Source organism: Tritonibacter sp. AK171, assembly GCF_030127025.1.
In the GTDB taxonomy this organism is placed as follows: Bacteria; Pseudomonadota; Alphaproteobacteria; order Rhodobacterales; family Rhodobacteraceae; genus Epibacterium; species Epibacterium mobile.
Genome location: NZ_CP126134.1, coordinates 929,326 through 946,704, shown reverse-complemented (window position 1 = coordinate 946,704; position 17,379 = coordinate 929,326). Strand labels below are relative to the sequence as shown.

Here is a 17,379-nt window from a genome sequence, read left to right as displayed (position 1 = left end):
GAACACATATATTTGCGCTTAGAGGAGAGCCTATGAACAGATTGCAAAGCCTCGCGCTGCTTGCCGCCCTGACCACCCTGCCCTTCACGCTGGCCCTTGCGGCGCAGGAGGCTGACGCCCCGCCGCGCGCGCCGGATGCCGGATTGAGCGAAGACGCCGCCCCCGAAGAGCTGAGCGTTGAAGAGGCCGCGCCCGCATTTGAGATCCGCGATGGATACGACGTGGATATCGAGGAATTCCAGTGGACCCATCGTCCGGTGGTGGTCTTTGCCGACAGCCCGGCAGATCCGCGATACCAAGAGCAGATCGACGAGCTGTTACAAGACATCCCGGCGTTGATGACGCGCGATGTGGTGGTGTTTGTGGACACTGATCCAAAGGCGCGCTCTGCCCTGCGCAAAAAGCTGCGCCCGCGCGGGTTCATGCTGGTTCTGATTGGCAAGGATGGCGGCGTGAAGCTGCGCAAACCGCTGCCGTGGAGCGTGCGTGAATTGAGCCGCAGCATCGACAAGATGCCCACCCGGCAACGCGAAATCGAGGCCCGGCGCGGCGGGTAACCTCTGTTTCGTGCAAAGCGCGCGCCTAGTGGGTGCGACCGCGCGAATAAAACAGACGCATGTTGCGCCGGTCGAAGATCGCGGTGAACTTGGCCTCGGGGTCGAAGATCAGCACCGATGTGGGGTCGAGAAGCGCGTTGAAATAGGCATCTTCCATCTCGACCGCCATGCAATCCTTGCCACCGGTGCCCGAGGACAGCACCCCAAGCCCTAGTGGCAGATCGCGGGTCATGATCTGTTCGGTCACGACAGTGGGCGACATGTTGGAGATTTCGAAGGCCACCGGCTTGCCCTCGGTGATGGCGCGCATGCCCGTGTCGACGTCGCGGACCTTTTTCACCATGGAGGTGATCCGGCTTGCCTTCACCTCGAAGAGGGCGGCGGTGCAATTGACCCGCGAGAAGAAGTAATAGGTCTCTCCCAGCTTCACCCAATCCTGAATTTGCGAGCGGACCTTTTCCTCCTGATCGAGGCTGCAGGCCGCCATCAAAGCAGAGCCAACCAGCACCCCGGTGAGGGTACGCAGAAGGCGGCGAGGACGGGAAAGCGGCACGAGCAAAATCTCCGGCAATATCGGCATGGTAAAAACACCGGCAGGCAGAGACCTGCGGCAGGGCATATGCGTCAAAAATAGGCGCGCGCCCTTCAGAAAGGCTTAACGCCCCGGCCCGGTTGCTGGATTTTTGCGGAAATTTTGGCCCGCACGCGCTGATCTGCTCCGCGCGCGGATGCGGCGGGCTGAGATCAGGGGATATGCGGGCCAAATGGGTCAATGGATCACTCGAATTCGATGATCACATCATCCACCGCGAGGCTGTCGCCAGCGCCCGCGTTGATTTTGGAGACCACGGATTTTTTCTCGGCGCGCAGGATGTTTTCCATCTTCATCGCTTCAATGGTACAAAGCGCCTGCCCTTCCTGCACTTCTTGGCCCACCTCGACGTTGATTTTCACAACAAGACCGGGCATCGGGCACAGGAGCATCTTGGAGGTATCCGGCGGCAGTTTTTCCGGCATCAAAGCGGCCAGTTCGGCCTGACGCGGACGGCGCACATGGACCTTGAGGTCAGCCCCCCGGCTGCGCACCCGGAAGCCTTGGGTGATCTTGTCGACCTTCAGAACCAAGGGCGCACCATCGGTCAGCACATGCGCAAGGCTATCCCCCGGCGTCCAGTCGGAGCTGACGCGGATTTCGCTCTTGTCCTCAAACCGCACGGTGGCGCCTTCGGGATCTGCGGAGATGCGCAGCGCATAAGAGTGATCGCCAATGGCCACCACCCAGTTGTTGCCGACACGGCGTTCGTGGTTATCCATGCGGCCCGAGACCTGCGTGCGGCGGATTTCGGCAACACGGTGCATGGCCGCACAAGACGCCGCAATCCGGCGCAGGTCGCTTTCGGGCAGGTTCACACCGTCAAAGCCCTCGGGGTATTCCTCGGCAATAAAGGCGGTGGTCATATCGCCCGAGACGAATTTAGGATGATCCATCACCGCCGACAGGAACGGCAGGTTGTGACCGATGCCTTCGACCTCGAAACTATCAAGCGCCACGCGCATCGCCTCAATGGCTGCCTCACGGGTCGGCGCCCAGGTGCAGAGCTTGGCGATCATCGGGTCGTAATACATTGAAATCTCACCGCCTTCATAGACGCCGGTGTCATTGCGCACGACCACATCGCCTGCATCCCCCGGTGCCACGCCGGGCGTATAGGCCGCTGTTTCCGCCGGGGGGCGATAGCGGGTGAGACGCCCGATGGAGGGGAGGAAGTTGCGATAGGGATCTTCGGCATAAAGGCGGTTTTCAATCGCCCAGCCGGTGAGTTTGACGTCGTCCTGAGTGATCGACAGCTCCTTGCCAGCGGCCACGCGGATCATCTGCTCCACAAGGTCAACGCCGGTGATGAGTTCGGTCACCGGGTGTTCCACCTGCAAACGGGTGTTCATCTCAAGGAAGTAGAAGTTCTTGTTGCCATCAACGATGAATTCCACCGTGCCCGCAGAGGCATAGCCAACGGCCTTGGCCAGTGCGACGGATTGCTCGCCCATGGCGCGGCGGGTCTCCTCATCAAGGAAGGGGCTGGGCGCTTCTTCGACGACCTTCTGGTTGCGGCGCTGGATGGAGCATTCACGCTCACCCAAGTAAACGCCGTTGCCATGGGCGTCGCAAAGCACCTGAATTTCGATGTGGCGTGGTTGGGTGACGAATTTCTCAATGAAAATCCGGTCATCGCCAAAGGAGTTCGCGGCCTCGTTTTTGGACGACTGGAAGCCTTCGCGCGCTTCTTCGTCGTTCCATGCAATCCGCATGCCCTTGCCGCCGCCGCCCGCAGAGGCTTTGATCATCACTGGATAGCCGATCTCGCCCGAGATCTTCACCGCCTCATCGGCATCCGCGATCAGGCCCATGTAGCCCGGCACGGTGGAAACGCCTGCTTCCTGGGCGATTTTCTTTGAGGTGATCTTGTCCCCCATCGCCTCGATTGCGCCTTTGGGCGGGCCGACGAAGGCGACACCTGCGGCCTCAAGCGCCTCGGCGAATTTGGCGTTTTCCGACAGGAAGCCATAGCCCGGATGCACCGCCTGCGCGCCCGAGGATTTGATCGCCGCCATGACGTTGTCAATGACGATATAGGATTGGTTGGCGGGGGCTGGCCCCACATGCACCGCCTCATCCGCCATTTGCACATGCAGCGCTTGACGGTCGGCATCAGAGTAGATGGCGACGGTCTCAATGCCCATCTTGCGCGCGGTCTTGATGACGCGACAGGCGATTTCCCCCCGGTTGGCGATCAGGATCTTATCAAACATGGGCTGTCCCTTGTGGTCCGTGTTGATGGGTCTGACGCGCGCACAAAAAACCGCCGCGCACGGGGATGTCCCGTGGCGGCGGTGCGCCCGCGTCAAAGCGAGATGTCAGCAGGGCGCGGAGTGCCCGCGCGCCCGAGGCCGGTTTAGCAGCGGCCCGGATTTTCCTTGCAGTAGATGAGGTTGCCAGCAACGCCGACGGCTGCGCCGGTGACGAGGCTGCCGTTGAGCAATGCGGCCCCTGCCGCCCCTGCACCGGCACCATAGAGCACCTGTTCACCGGTGGTATCGCCGCAGGCCGCAACGGCTGCGGTGCCTGCGAGCAGGGCCGCAATGAGTGATTTACGCATCGAAATGCTCCTTTGGATCGTTCTGCATGGTTGAGAGCCAATTTGCCGGTCCAACGCATATCGTCCAGATAAGTTCCGCGCAATCTTGCCGCATGGGCGACAGATCGCCCGCGATAACCACGCGATTGGCGGGCTTTCGCCCATTCTTGAGGCGCGCGTGCGCAGATGCACAGGGATTGCGCGGCGGCAAGGCCAGAGCTTTGATCAATATGCAGATTTTCGCCGCGTACAGCGTCTTTGCCGGATCGGCACAAAGACAGCTGAGACGCGGGAGAGAGAGACCCAAAAGCGGGCAGCTGGCGCGGGGGGGCGCACAGCTGCCCAGTCAGGTTTTGGGGCCAGAACAACAGCCAGAAGGGACGAAAAGGCTGCGTAGGCATATCTACCCTGCCAGCGCCGGAACGCCTTGAAAACCGCGCCGTTAAATCAGCGGGATTATTGGCAGCAGGCCGCGCAAATTCCAGAATGGTTAGCAAAAAGACGCCGATACACGCATGAGGTGTAAAACAACACGCGGATTTCCGCTGCCGTAATGAACCCATTTCGGTAATATGACGCCCCTTTTGCATTCCTCAGCCCCCAAACGCCTCGGGGAAGGAGCGGCGCGCCACGTCAACGTCGATCACCAGAAGCGACTCGTAGCTTTCGGGATCAAAGGGATCATCAACCGCAACCACCTCGCGCCCGAACAGCCAGCTCAGCCGTCCTGCGTCCAGATTGCCACGTTCAAAGGGCTGGTCGCCAAAGTTTTCCCAGAGCGCTTTCATAAAGCCCGCATCCGCCCGCCGATCCGCGGGTTTGCGGTCGCGAAACCGCTCACGCCGGGTGATCGGCGTGATGCCCTTTGGGTTGGGGCGACGGATGACAAATTGGAAATCGGTGCCGGGAAGACGGCCGGGAAAGCCGCGATGTTTTAGCATGGGAGTGCCTCCGGTCCGGCACCCCGCAGGTCGGAAAGGTCCGGCCACAGGGCCGGACCCCTGAAGTGATTACTTGTACTTACCGGTGTAGACCGGCTCTTGAGAGATCGGCTCGGGATCAACCACGACGAACTCTTCTTCGCGCTGACCTGCGCATGCGGAAACTGCGGCCAGCAGGCCTGCGAGGGTGATGAGTTTGATGCTCTTGGACATGTCTGTCTCCTAAGATCATTGCTGAAACCTGCGCGGGCGAATGCCCGCACCTCTGACAATCCGACAGGCAAAAAACCTGTGGACCGAGGCGCATATTTGCGTCCTGCGCGTAGCATAGCGCCATTGGTTTCAAGGATATATGTAAATTCTGCAGTGTCGCCGCCCTGTGGCGCGAAAATCGCAGAAAAATGCCGAAATTGCGTCTCAACCGCCATCAGAACCCCTCCCAGACGCAAGCGTTGTCCTCAACGCGGTAGGTCTCAAAGAACTGGGTGGCCTCAGGCTCGCTGCTGCCGAAGGGCAGAACACGGTCCGAGAGCGAGATGACCACGCGCTCCGGCGCGATCTCATAAAGCCGCAGATAAGGCACCGCGACCTCTGTGCAGAGGTAGTCGATATCGGCGGCTCTGGCGTCCGGATCACCGTCTTTGGCGATCTCGGCTGCAACAAAGCGAAAGCGCGCCCAAAGCGCACCGGGCGCATCATCCAGCAAGACTTCAGACAGTGTCACCGGCTGCGCGGAGGGCACCGGTATCAATGCGGGCATCTGTTCCGTGGTATCCCCCCCCGCACCGGACGCCGCAAAAGACGCCGAGAGCGGAAGCGTGAGACAGGCCGCGATGGTGGCCAGGCGGCAAATTGCGGACAGTTGCGCGCCGCGCAACACAACCCAACGCTGTATGGATTTACCTACCAAATTGCCGCAGCCCCGACCCCAATCAGATTGGGCTCCTCCTGCCGGGGCTGCGGGCGCAGCGCCGGTGGCGCGCGCTAAACTCAGTCTGGCTGAGCCGGAGCATGCAACCGATTCGGCCTCTGTGTCAAATACTGTTACAAATTTGTGCAAGAGCACCCCGCCCCGCCCGATCTGCGCGCAGATTGTAAACATGTTACAAGAATTCAGGGGCTTATTGGGCATATCACTTGCCATTTGGCGTGGTTCTGGCCTGTTTCCATACAGAATGGAGATCATTTTAACCTCCTCTGGGAACGCTTTGCCTGTGCCACCCAACGTGCGCGATGCGCCGGGCACGCCAAGAGAGCCGCAATCTTTGCGCTCAGACCCGGCGCGACCGGGGCGGCAACGCGTCCGCCCGCTTTGATTCGAATCACATCGCCCTCACGAGTGAGCTGAACCACAGGGGAAAACCCCCGCACCCGTTTGAGCATCCGCCACATATCCTGTCGGATCTGATGGGCCAGTCGCAAAGGATCGCCCTCTGGTAGAGTGGTGGACGCCACCACATCAAAGCGCGCGGGCAGTTGGCGCGACAGCGTCAGCTCCCCCTCCCCGCGCGTGATATGCCAGCGCACCGTCATGCGCGCGCCCAACCGGACGCGTACATGACGAGATGGCGAGCACTGCGCTGCGGAACATGCCTCCCATGATATGTGGCCACCGCTGTCATTAACGCGAACGGGTCCCGAAATGGCGTAGCGCGCTGCATTTTTTCGTCATCACCGCCGCTTGGTTGGGGAAGCGATGATCCAGCTTCTGAATTCCTTCTGCAGCCGCTTTCTCTGGCCAGAGCATGCTTACGATGATGTTTCTGTCCTGCGTTCTACCCGCAAACAGATCAGGGGATTTCGAACGCATCACCTGACAGATCTCTTTCATCCGCTTCTCGCTGGTCCCCATGCGCTTAGAGAATGCGCCATTCATGGCCACCACAAAGATATGAGCCTGATTAGAACTCGATTTCGAGTTTCCATCGTCGCGCGACAACGTCGAGGTCAAAGTGGTTTTGCCAGAGTGCAGCAAGCACCAGGTGCTGCCATCCGACAGCGCGTAGGACTGTTGCCCCTTGCAGGCTGCTGAAGGCTGCGCGGCGGCAGCCGGCAGGGCCAGCATCATGAAAATGCACGTGAATAGATAACGCATAAGTCGCTCCTTGATTGAATAGACCTTCTGCATAGGGCAGTTTTTCTCAGAGCGGAATATTGTCGTGCTTTTTCCACGGGTTCGCGAGCTTCTTGCCACGCAGGCTGGCAAAGGCGCGCGCCACGCGGCGGCGGGTGGATTTGGGCTGGATCACCTCATCAATGAACCCCCGCTCTGCCGCCACAAATGGATTGGCAAAGCGGTCCTCATAGTCGGCCGTATGCGCCGCAATCTTCTCGGGGTCGTTCAGATCGGCGCGGTGGATAATCTCGGTTGCGCCCTTGGCGCCCATCACCGCGATCTCGGCGGTGGGCCATGCGTAGTTGAAATCGCCGCGCAGGTGCTTGGAGGCCATCACGTCATAGGCACCACCATAGGCCTTGCGGGTAATGACCGTGACCTTTGGCACCGTGGCCTCACCATAGGCAAACAGGAGCTTCGCACCATGTTTGATGACGCCGCCATACTCCTGAGCTGTCCCCGGCAAGAACCCCGGCACATCCACAAAGGTCAGGATCGGAATTTCAAAGGCATCGCAGAACCGCACAAAGCGCGCCGCCTTGCGCGAGGAGTCGATATCGAGACAGCCCGCCAGAACCATCGGCTGATTTGCCACCACGCCCACACTCTGCCCCTCAAGGCGAATGAACCCGGTGATGATGTTCTTGGCGAAGTCTTCCTGGATCTCGTAGAAATCGCCCTCATCCGCCACTTTGGTGATGAGTTCCTTCATGTCATAAGGTGTGTTGGCGTTTTCCGGGATCAGAGTATCAAGGCTGTCCTCGATCCGCGCGGGGTCGTCAAAGAACGGGCGCACGGGCGGTTTTTCGCGATTGTTCGCAGGCAGAAAGTCCACCAGACGGCGCACTTCGGCCAGCGCTTCGACGTCGTTTTCAAACGCGCCATCGGCGACGGAGGATTTCTTGGTATGGGTGGAGGCCCCGCCCAGCTCTTCGGCAGTGACCTGTTCGTTGGTCACGGTTTTTACAACGTCCGGGCCGGTCACGAACATGTAGGATGTGTCCTTCACCATAAAGATGAAGTCGGTCATCGCGGGGCTATAGACCGCACCACCCGCACAGGGCCCCATGATGACGGAGATCTGCGGGATCACGCCAGAGGCCATGATGTTGCGCTGAAAGATCTCGGCATAGCCCGCAAGTGCATCGACACCTTCCTGGATGCGGGCACCACCGGAGTCGTTCAGACCGATGATCGGCGCGCCGTTCTGGATTGCCATATCCTGAATCTTGCAAATCTTTTGCGCGTGAGTTGCGGAAACCGAGCCGCCCAGCACGGTGAAATCCTGTGAGAACACATAGACCTGACGGCCATTGATGGTGCCCCAGCCAGTGATCACACCGTCGCCCGCGGGCTTGTTGTTCTCCATGCCAAAATCGGTGCAGCGATGGCTGATGAACATATCAAACTCTTCAAAGCTGCCTTCATCCAGCAGGAGTTCGATGCGTTCGCGGGCGGTCAGCTTGCCGCGCGCGTGCTGTGCATCAATGCGTTTTTGTCCACCGCCGAGCCGCGCATTTTCGCGGCGCTCTTCGAGTTCGGCAAGGATATCCTTCATGGCAAATGCCCCCTGATCAGTTTGGGCCCACTGTTTTGAACAGAGTTGAACCGGGTTCGTTGGGGCCGACCCTAGCTTGGCCCCGCCCCTCACCCAAGGCAAATATCGCAAATTTGCAAATACAATGCATACCCATGATGCAAACTAGCAAATTAGCTAATTCAAAGCACAAAATGGATCGTGCGGCCTGCACCGCACTCCACAGAGGAAACGTGCCACTAAGTGACCTGCGACACAGACAGGCTTTGGCGTGGCGCACAAGATTGTACCCTTGAGTGCGGGTTTATTGGACAAGCACCGCTCCGCGCCGTAAACGGTTAACACGCAAACTAAACCGAGACGTATAGTGACACGCAGCACCCCACCGACCATTTGGACCCTGATCCTGCTTTCTGGCCTCTCCGCGCTTGGCATGAACATCTTTCAGCCCTCATTGCCCGGCATGGCCACCTATTTCGGGGTTGAATATCGGCTAATCGCGCTGTCGGTGCCGCTTTATCTGGCTGCAAGCACGGTGATCCAGATCGTTGTCGGGCCGATTTCGGACAAGATGGGGCGGCGTCCGGTGATGATGGCGTCATTGGTGTTGTTCTTGCTGGCCACATTGGGCTGTATCTTTGCAACCACGGCCGAGGGGTTTTTGGTCTTTCGCATGGCGCAGGCGGTGGTCGCCACCTGCATGGTACTGAGCCGTGCCGCCGTCCGCGACATGTATGAGGGACCAAAGGCCGCGAGCATGATCGGCTATGTCACCATGGGGATGACGGTGGTGCCGATGATGGGGCCGGCGCTTGGCGGGATTTTGGATCAGGCCTTTGGCTGGCATGCGAATTTCTGGCTGCTGTTTGCCGCCGCTGCGGTGACGCTGGCGATCTTCTACGCCGATTTTGGCGAGACCGCGACCGCGAGCGGCAAGCCGTTGATCGCGCAGTTTCGCGAATACCCGGCGCTGCTGCGCTCGCCGCGCTTTTGGGGCTACTCCTTGGCGGCGGGCCTATCGTCTGGCAGCTTCTTTGCCTATCTCGGCGGCAGCCCCTTTGTGGGCACCAATGTCTACGGGCTGAACAGCGCCCAGCTGGGGATCTATTTCTCGGCCCCGGCGCTGGGGTATTTCCTCGGCAACTTCCTGTCCGGGCGCTATTCGGAGCGGTTCGGGATCAATGCGATGGTGTTCTGGGGCGCAATCATCAACATCTTTGGCGTCGGGCTATCGCTGACCATCACCCTTGTCGGGATGGACTCGGTCTGGACCTTCTTTGGCCTGATGTGTTTTGTCGGGCTCGGCAACGGTATGGCGATCCCGAACGGCACCACAGGCGCGATCAGCGTGCGCCCGCATCTGGCAGGGACCGCTGCGGGGCTGTCATCGGCGATCATGATCGGCGCGGGTGCGGCGCTCTCGGCCACGGCAAGCTGGCTACTGGTGCCGGGCTCCGATGCTTCGCCGCTTCTGGAGATCATGTTTGGAAGCGGTGTCTGCGGGTTGGTCGCCATCCTCTATGTGATGCGCCGCGAGCGGCAGTTGGGCCTTGCGGCCTGATCCTTCTGACATTTCCAACTGACATTTCCGCCTGATCAGAGGTGTTTCGCTTCGGGCTTTGCGCGGCGCGCGCCCCTGCGGGCCTTGCTTTTTCAAAGCAGGGGCCGTGGGCGGGAGGTCTCCCCTCGCCCTTTCAGGTTGCTCTATGTAGGCGCAATTAAAACCAGCGCAGCTTGCCAGAGTGAGTTTGCAGTTATACAAATTAACTCAGCTCAATTTGCAAAGGTACGCCACATGGCCACCCAAAAGCTCTATGCCGGGGCGAAACTGCGCGAGATGCGCAACCGGATCGGCCTCACCCAGAAGGACTTTGCCGCCAAGCTCGGCGTCTCGCTGCCCTATCTGAACCAGATGGAGAACAACAACCGGCCCGTGTCCACCACCGTGGTTCTGGCGCTGGCACAGGAGTTCGGGCTGGATGTGACGGAGCTGTCGTCGGGGGATAGCGAGCGGCTGATTTCCGACATGCGCGAGGCGATGGCCGATCCGGTCTTTGCCGATGATGTCCCGCCGCTTGCGGATCTGCGTCTCACCGCCTCAAACGCGCCAGCGCTCGCCCGCGCTTTCCTCAGCCTGCACCGCGCGTACCGGCAAACCCATGAACGGCTTGCCTCGCTGGATGAGGCGCTGGGGCGTGCGGATGCGCGCATTCAGGCCAGCCCCTGGGAAGAGGTCCGCGACTTCTTTCACTACTGCGACAACTATATCGACGCCGTGGACCGCGCAGCTGAGCGGTTTTCAGGCAGCGGCGACACACGTATGAACGCCGAAGCCGCGCTGCAACAGATCGGCGTCACCCTCACCCTGCGAGACATGGAGGGGCTGCGCGCCTATGATCCGGAGACCAAGGTGCTGGCGCTCTCGCATCGCTCCGCGCCGCAGACGCGGCTGTTCCAGATGCTCTTGCAACTGGCGTTGCTGCGCTACGGGGATTTGCTGGAAGCAACCTTGGACTTTGCAAAGTTTCAGACCGAGGAAGCGCGCTCCATCGCAAAGATCGGCCTTGCCAACTATTTCGCAGGCGCGGCCCTGATGCCCTACACAAGGTTTCTGGAGGCCGCACAATCCTGCCGCCACGATCTGGAACTGCTGGCGATCCGATTTGGCGCATCGATCGAGCAGGTGGCGCATCGCCTCTCCACCCTGCAACGCCCCGGTGCCAAGGGCATTCCGTTCTTCTTCGTGCGTGTCGATCAGGCTGGCACCATCACCAAGCGCCACTCTGCCACGCGCCTGCAATTTGCCCGTTTTGGCGGTGCCTGCCCCCTGTGGAACGTCCACCGGGCGTTTGAGACGCCGGGGCGATTTCTACGCCAACTGGCAGAGACACCTGACGGGGTGCGCTATATCTCGCTGGCGCGCGATGTGTCGAAACCGGGCGGATCGTTCGGGGCACCGGTGCGGCGCTATGCGATCTCGCTGGGCTGCGAGGTCAGCCACGCGGATGCGCTGGTCTTTGCGGATGGGCTGGATGTGACGCAAGCCTCGGCGTTTGAGCCGATCGGCATTTCCTGCCGGATCTGCGAGCGCCAGCACTGCCACCAGCGTTCGGTGCCGCCGCTGGAGCGACGCCTGTCGGTCGATACCAATGAGCGCAGCGTGCTGCCCTACCGGGTCAACTAGTCACGCAAAAGGGCCGCCCAAATCCGAGCGACCCTTGGTGTTCATCAGGAAGGCTCAGGCCTTGGACAGAATGCCCCAGATCTCATCCTTGAGGGCGGCACGTTTCTTGCGCATGTCGTTCTCGGCCTGCTCGGACACCGGCTCCACATTGGTTTCGGCGCGGTGCACGGCGCGGTTTACCTCGTGATACTCCTCCGAGAGCTTTGCAAAATGCGCATCTGACTGTTTGAGATCGCTCATCAGCGCGGCTTTTTCAGGGAATTCTTCGGCCAGTTCATGCGGGGTATGAGACATCTGTTCGCTCCTTCAATGTGTTGTTTGACAAGAGCTTAGAAGATGACTCGCAGGCACACTTTGACCGGGATCAAGTTTTGGCGGAATTCCAAATCCCAAATGACGTGCGGCCGGCATCGCTGCGATGTCCGGGCCTCAAGTCAAGGTGCCGCACCAGCGCCCGATTTAAAGCGCCGCTACATTTTATGCGGTGTGGTGACAGAGGTTTCGAACTGTGTGAGGAACTGCTCATCTGCTCCACCCCACTCCGATACGGAGCGGCTATCTGATCGAGCACAGGGAGAGGAATACAGGACAGCCTTCAAATCAGGCTGATCTGCTTTGAGCCCTTCACTGCTATAAAGCGTTGTTCGCTGGCTCGGATTATGCGAGCCGTTTCTTCCATGACAGACCTGTATTTGACCGAGCCTGACTTCGAAGCTGAGATTACGATCCTTACCGAAGAGCAGCGAGGGCGCCAAGCGCCGCCACACAACTACATTCGCTGGGATTTCGGCTATGCAGAGGACAATCCTCTAGAGCCGGAGCGCAATCTGGATGCAGAAATCTACATGATTTGGCCAAACTTTCTGGATACCGAAGGCACACCTATTCAGAAGGGCATCCCGCTTGTAGGAACATACAAGGCTTGGATGCACATCTTGGCGAGAGAAATGGTGTGCTACCACCGGAAACGGATATCGGCTGGTCTAAAATTCAATTGCTATGAAGGTGGCCAGATCGTGGCAAGAGGGGTTGTAACAGAGCTTCGGGCCATTTCGCCCAACGGCAACTAAATCTCGCTTTCCGACCAACAGGAATTTCAGATATACCCATAAAAAACCGCCCCACTGCGGATGCAGGGGGCGGCTAGGCGTGACTGACAGTGCAGGTCTCAGCGCTGCGAGGTCTCCCAATCCGGGTTGAACCAAGGCTCTGCGTTTGAGGACGGCAGACGGCGCCCCAGAATATGATCGGAGGCCTTCTCGCCGGTCATGATCGAGGGTCCGTTGAGGTTCCCATTGGTGATGCGCGGGAAGATCGAACTATCGGCCACCCGCAACCCCTCGACGCCGATCACCCGGCATTCGGGGTCAACCACCGCCATCGGGTCATCCACCGCACCCATCTTGCAGGTGCCGCAGGGGTGATAGGCGCTTTCGACGTGTTCGCGCAGGAAACCGTCGATCTCCTCGTCCGTTTGCAGATCGGTGCCGGGCTGGATCTCGTGCTTCAGGTAGGGTTTCATCGCGTCCTGAGCAAAGATCTCTCGCGTGAGGCGCACGCATTTGCGGAAATCGATCCAGTCCTGTTCGGTCGACATGTAGTTGAACAGGATCTTCGGCGCGGCACTGGGATCGGCGCTGGCCAATGTGACCTCACCGCGCGAGGCGGAGCGCATCGGGCCGACATGGGCCTGAAAGCCATGGCCCTCGGCTGCCGCCTGCCCATCATAGCGCACGGCAATTGGCAGGAAGTGATACTGGATGTCGGGGTAGTCGATCCCCTTGTCAGAGCGAATAAAGGCCGCGCTTTCAAACTGGTTTGAGGCCCCGAGCCCGGTCTTGGTAAAGAGCCACTGCGCGCCGACCAAAGCCTTTCCGAAGAGGTTCCAGTATTTATAGAGCGTGATCGGCAATTTGGAGGCGAACTGGAAGTAGAACTCCAGGTGGTCCTGCAGGTTCTGGCCGACGCCGGGGCGGTCTGCGACCACCTCGATGCCGTGTTCAGCCAGATGTTTGGCGGGACCAATGCCCGAGAGCATCAGGAGTTTCGGCGAGTTGAGCGAGGAGGCTGCGAGGATCACTTCCACATCCGCGCGGATCACCTCGATCTGGCCACCGCGCTCGATCTCGACACCAACGGCGCGGCCGTCTTCGATCACCACCTTGCGGGCCAGCGCACGGATCATGGTGCAATTGTCGCGCTTCAGGGCGGGCTTCAGATAGGCGTTGGCGGCGGACCAGCGGCGGCCCTTGTAGACCGTCATCTCCATCGGGCCAAAGCCCTCTTGCTGCTCGCCGTTGTAGTCTTTGGTGACCGGATAGCCTGCCTGCTGCCCGGCCTTCACAAAGGCATCATGCAGCGGGTTGTCGCGCGGGCCGCGGGTGACATGCAGCGGGCCATCTTTACCGCGCCAGTCGGGATCGCCGCCATGGCCGCGGTCGTCCCACGTCTCCATGCGTTTGAAATAAGGCAGCACATCGGCATAGGACCAGCCCGTGGCACCGCTTTCGGCCCAGTGGTTGTAGTCGCCCGCGTGGCCGCGCACATAGACCATGCCGTTGATCGAGGACGAGCCACCGACCACCTTGCCGCGCGGGGTGACCAGCTCGCGCCCGCCCAGATGCGGCTCGGGCTGGGATTTGTAGCCCCAGTCATACATCGACATGTTCATGGGATAGCTCAATGCGCCCGGCATCTGGATGAACGGGCCTGCATCGGTGCCGCCATGTTCGATCACCAGCACCGATTTCCCCGCCTCGCTCAGACGGTAGGCCATGGCGCAGCCTGCGCTGCCGGCCCCAACAATCACGTAATCCGCGTTCATCGCGTCCATTCTCCTGTCACAGGGCCGCACCCGCCGGGGCTGACCACAAGGCATAGCTTCTCAGTTCGCCCGCGTCCTTTTGGGCGACGGGGCGGGTGGGTGGGCGTCGTCCAAAAGGACGCGCCCTATCGTTTAGATGCAGACCTCAGAAGGCTGCTTCGCAATCGCCCATGCGCACATAGACCGACTTCACCTGGCTGAAGTGCTTGATCGCCTCCTTGGAGTTTTCACGCCCCACGCCAGAGGCCTTCACGCCGCCAAACGGCGCTTCGACCGGCGCGTCATTGTAGGAATTGATAAAGCAGCTGCCGGCCTCAAGCTGACCGATCACCCGGTGGGCGCGGGTGAAATCCTTGGTGAAGACCCCGGCGGAGAGGCCGAACTCAGTGTCATTGGCGCGCGCGATCACGTCCTCTTCGCTGTCAAAATCCAGCACGCACATGACCGGGCCAAAGATCTCTTCGCGGGCGATGGTCATATCGTCAGTGACATCGGCAAAGACGGTGGGCTGCACGTAGTAACCCTCCATCTCGGCGCGTCCGCCGCCGCAGATCAGCCGTGCGCCCTCGGATTTGCCCTTCTCGATATAGCCAAGGACGATCTCCATCTGACGTGCGCTGACCATCGGGCCGAAATTCACGCTCTCATCCATCGGGTCGCCCAGTTTGGCGGTGGCCGTACGCTCGGCCAGACGGGCGAGGAATTTCTCCTTAATGTCCTTGTGCACGAACACCCGCGTGCCGTTGGAGCAGACCTGACCGGAAGAGTAGAAATTGCCATTGATGGCACCGGAGATGGCGCTCTCGATGTCGGCGTCTTCAAAGACGATCATCGGAGATTTACCGCCCAGTTCCATGGTCACATGCTTCATGCCGGAAGCCGCTGCCGCGTAGACCTTCTTGCCGGTGGGTACGGAGCCGGTCAGCGAGACCTTGTCGACGCGCGGGTCGGTCACAAGCGCACCGCCAACCTCGCCCATACCTTGGATGACATTATAAAGCCCCGCAGGCGCGCCCGCTTCGATCAGGATCTCGGCCACCTTGAGCGCGCAGAGCGGCGTGGTCTCGGAGGGTTTGAACACCATGGAGTTGCCACAAGCCAATGCAGGCGCACCCTTCCAGCAGGCGATCTGGGTGGGGTAGTTCCACGCGCCGATGCCCACACAGAGGCCCAGCGGTTCGCGGATGGTATAGACCCAATCCTCGCCCAGCGGGATATGCTCGCCGGTGAGGCTTGCCGCCAGACCGCCGAAATACTCCAGCGCGTCGGCGCCGGAGGTGGCATCCGCGACCAGCGTTTCCTGCAGCGGTTTGCCAGTGTCATAGGTTTCCAGAACCGAAAGCTCGTGATTGCGTTCGCGCATGATCTCAGCGGCGCGGCGCAGGACGCGACCCCGCTCGGTGCCGGTTTTCTTGGCCCATTCCTTTTGCGCGGCCTGCGCCGAGGTCAGGGCCTGCTCGATAATGGCCGGGGTGGCGGCATAGACGGTGGCGATCTCTTCGCCGGTGGCGGCGTAGATCACCGGGATCGGGGTGCCGGAGGTATCTTCAACATAGGCGCCATTGATAAAATGGCTGGCTTTGGGCTGAGCCGGATGTGTCATGTCTTTCGCCTCTTTCGTGTTCGAGGTGTCCCGCGCAGGTGCGGGGCGTGATGTTTGGACCTTCGCGGCCAACAGGTGGCGCGCGAAGCTGTGCGGTTTTTTTCGGGGACCGGCACATGCAGGACGGGCGCGCAGGCGTCTGTCGTGGATGGGTCGGCGGTGCAGCGCCCCCGCCGGGGACGCTGCGATGTCACAGGTTTAGTGAACGGTTTCGATCTTGGTGAAATCGAGGTCGTTTTCTTCCGGGCTGGCCTCAATCGCCATGACCTCTTCGCGTTTGTTGACGAAGATATAGATCAGGCAGGCCACGTAGAGACCGATCACCACGGCACCGATCCATTCAATCTGCAGCCACTGGCTTTGGAAGGCGACGGTCAGCGCGAAAAGCACCACCGCATTGCCGATCACATAGACCGGGCGGCCCAGACGGCGCGAGCTGAGGTTGAGGTTGTCAGTGTAGAGACGGATCAGCGAGTCAAAGGAGTTGATCACAAAGATCACGCCCACAACCACCATGGAGATGTTGATGAACAGCGTCGTCGGGATCTCGTTGAGGTGGTAGTAATAGAGCACCGAGAACCACACCGCGAGCGGGATGGACGGGAACACCAGAAGCGAGACCAGCACCTGCCATGTTTTGAGCCCCCCTACAAAGCGCGAGGTGAACTGACCGATCATGATCGACCATGCAAACCACCAGAACAGGTAGAATTCATGGTAGTCGGTGAGCGGCAGCACGAATTTGTGGATATTGGCAAAGTAGCCGCCGATGTTGGAGGCGGTGGAGGCGAACTCGCCCAGCCCCATGCCGGAATAGGCCCACATGCCAAGGATCAACAGCGCAAACAACCCGGTCGAGCTGAGCGACAGGATGCGCACATATTTGATGTCAGTGGACGAAAACGCCGCAAACAGCACCACGAGGAAGGTCACAGCATAAAACGCCGGGATCACCGTCTCGCCGTCGCCCACGAAAGTGGCGTAATAGGGCAGATAGTTCAGGAACAATGCGCCGGTAAAGGCACAGGTGCCGATAATGACGATGTTGTTGATCCATTTGACCACCGGGATCTCGAAGAATTTGACCTTCGGTTCGATCACGCAGAAGTAGAACGTGGTCAGGAAATAAAAGCCCCAAATCAAGAAGCCCCAGAAACCGAACTCCAGCGCCAGCGGGTTGGTGAACCCGTAAGCGGGCTCTGTTGCGGTATCCGCATAGAGCGGGAAGTCCCACGCCAGCGGGAACATCACGAGGCCCACGTCGAGGCCCGATGTGAACAGGATTGCGATAAATGTGAACAGCGGTACAGGCGTCACGCCGACCACCTCCAGATTCCACCACTTGATGACGCAGAATGCCACCAGCGCGAAGGCCAGCAGAATACCTGCAGAGATCAAATACGTCATTCGTTTTCACCTCCCAGTGAATAAGTCGCAGGGGCACCCTCTGGCGCCCGCTTCGGTCGATGTTATTATTATTGGT

17 protein-coding genes are annotated in these 17,379 nt (G+C 60.0%); 4 read left to right on the top strand and 13 right to left on the bottom strand.

Annotation, left to right across the window (positions count from 1 at the left end; genetic code table 11):
• Positions 1 to 32 precede the first annotated feature (32 nt).
• Positions 33 to 557, top strand: a complete 525-nt coding sequence (locus QNI81_RS04520; RefSeq protein ID WP_065326077.1) for a DUF4174 domain-containing protein — start codon at positions 33 to 35, stop codon at positions 555 to 557.
• Between the two features lie 25 nt (positions 558 to 582).
• Here QNI81_RS04520 and QNI81_RS04515 read toward each other — a convergent pair whose 3' ends face one another.
• The 9 genes from QNI81_RS04515 to QNI81_RS04475 all read right to left on the bottom strand — a co-directional run bounded on the left by QNI81_RS04515 (position 583) and on the right by QNI81_RS04475 (position 8,306).
• Positions 583 to 1,110 (bottom strand): hypothetical protein, encoded by a 528-nt coding sequence (locus QNI81_RS04515; RefSeq protein ID WP_283967508.1) that lies wholly within the window; start codon positions 1,108 to 1,110, stop codon positions 583 to 585.
• A gap of 224 nt (positions 1,111 to 1,334) precedes the next feature.
• Complete coding sequence (locus tag QNI81_RS04510; protein ID WP_283967507.1) at positions 1,335 to 3,365, bottom strand: acetyl-CoA carboxylase biotin carboxylase subunit; 2,031 nt, start codon at positions 3,363 to 3,365, stop codon at positions 1,335 to 1,337.
• Between the two features lie 143 nt (positions 3,366 to 3,508).
• Entirely contained in the window at positions 3,509 to 3,712 is a 204-nt protein-coding gene (locus tag QNI81_RS04505; RefSeq protein ID WP_009176242.1) for a hypothetical protein, read from the bottom strand.
• 572 nt (positions 3,713 to 4,284) lie between these two features.
• Positions 4,285 to 4,632 (bottom strand): hypothetical protein, encoded by a 348-nt coding sequence (locus QNI81_RS04500; protein WP_005619646.1) that lies wholly within the window; start codon positions 4,630 to 4,632, stop codon positions 4,285 to 4,287.
• A gap of 69 nt (positions 4,633 to 4,701) precedes the next feature.
• Complete coding sequence (locus QNI81_RS04495) at positions 4,702 to 4,845, bottom strand: hypothetical protein (RefSeq protein ID WP_005619648.1); 144 nt, start codon at positions 4,843 to 4,845, stop codon at positions 4,702 to 4,704.
• Between the two features lie 214 nt (positions 4,846 to 5,059).
• Positions 5,060 to 5,542 (bottom strand): DUF6497 family protein, encoded by a 483-nt coding sequence (locus tag QNI81_RS04490; protein ID WP_283967506.1) that lies wholly within the window; start codon positions 5,540 to 5,542, stop codon positions 5,060 to 5,062.
• A 272-nt stretch (positions 5,543 to 5,814) separates the two neighbouring features.
• On the bottom strand, positions 5,815 to 6,165 hold the full coding sequence (locus QNI81_RS04485; RefSeq protein ID WP_165810687.1) for a hypothetical protein: 351 nt from the start codon (positions 6,163 to 6,165) through the stop codon (positions 5,815 to 5,817).
• An 88-nt stretch (positions 6,166 to 6,253) separates the two neighbouring features.
• Positions 6,254 to 6,760, bottom strand: coding sequence for a hypothetical protein (locus tag QNI81_RS04480; RefSeq protein ID WP_283967505.1), 507 nt, complete (start codon positions 6,758 to 6,760; stop codon positions 6,254 to 6,256).
• 13 nt (positions 6,761 to 6,773) lie between these two features.
• Positions 6,774 to 8,306, bottom strand: a complete 1,533-nt coding sequence (locus tag QNI81_RS04475; protein ID WP_005619654.1) for an acyl-CoA carboxylase subunit beta — start codon at positions 8,304 to 8,306, stop codon at positions 6,774 to 6,776.
• 346 nt (positions 8,307 to 8,652) lie between these two features.
• Here QNI81_RS04475 and QNI81_RS04470 point away from each other — a divergent pair, with 346 nt between their 5' ends.
• The gene (locus QNI81_RS04470; RefSeq protein WP_283967504.1) at positions 8,653 to 9,846 is read left to right on the top strand and encodes a multidrug effflux MFS transporter; all 1,194 of its coding nucleotides are present in this window, start codon (positions 8,653 to 8,655) and stop codon (positions 9,844 to 9,846) included.
• Between the two features lie 234 nt (positions 9,847 to 10,080).
• On the top strand, positions 10,081 to 11,469 hold the full coding sequence (locus QNI81_RS04465) for a helix-turn-helix domain-containing protein (protein WP_009177268.1): 1,389 nt from the start codon (positions 10,081 to 10,083) through the stop codon (positions 11,467 to 11,469).
• Positions 11,470 to 11,523: 54 nt separating this feature from the next.
• Here QNI81_RS04465 and QNI81_RS04460 read toward each other — a convergent pair whose 3' ends face one another.
• Complete coding sequence (locus QNI81_RS04460) at positions 11,524 to 11,763, bottom strand: HP1242/YdcH family protein (protein WP_283967503.1); 240 nt, start codon at positions 11,761 to 11,763, stop codon at positions 11,524 to 11,526.
• Between the two features lie 383 nt (positions 11,764 to 12,146).
• Between QNI81_RS04460 and QNI81_RS04455 the strand changes: the two genes are divergently transcribed.
• Complete coding sequence (locus tag QNI81_RS04455; protein WP_283967502.1) at positions 12,147 to 12,539, top strand: hypothetical protein; 393 nt, start codon at positions 12,147 to 12,149, stop codon at positions 12,537 to 12,539.
• 98 nt (positions 12,540 to 12,637) lie between these two features.
• Here the strand turns inward: QNI81_RS04455 and betA are convergent, their stop codons facing one another.
• The 3 genes from betA to QNI81_RS04440 form a co-directional block, all read right to left on the bottom strand.
• Positions 12,638 to 14,293: a choline dehydrogenase gene (gene betA / locus QNI81_RS04450; protein ID WP_283967861.1), complete on the bottom strand. Its 1,656-nt coding sequence runs from the start codon at positions 14,291 to 14,293 to the stop codon at positions 12,638 to 12,640.
• 145 nt (positions 14,294 to 14,438) lie between these two features.
• Positions 14,439 to 15,896, bottom strand: a complete 1,458-nt coding sequence (betB, locus tag QNI81_RS04445; protein WP_283967501.1) for a betaine-aldehyde dehydrogenase — start codon at positions 15,894 to 15,896, stop codon at positions 14,439 to 14,441.
• A 198-nt stretch (positions 15,897 to 16,094) separates the two neighbouring features.
• Complete coding sequence (locus tag QNI81_RS04440) at positions 16,095 to 17,303, bottom strand: BCCT family transporter (RefSeq protein WP_009176401.1); 1,209 nt, start codon at positions 17,301 to 17,303, stop codon at positions 16,095 to 16,097.
• Positions 17,304 to 17,379 lie beyond the last annotated feature (76 nt).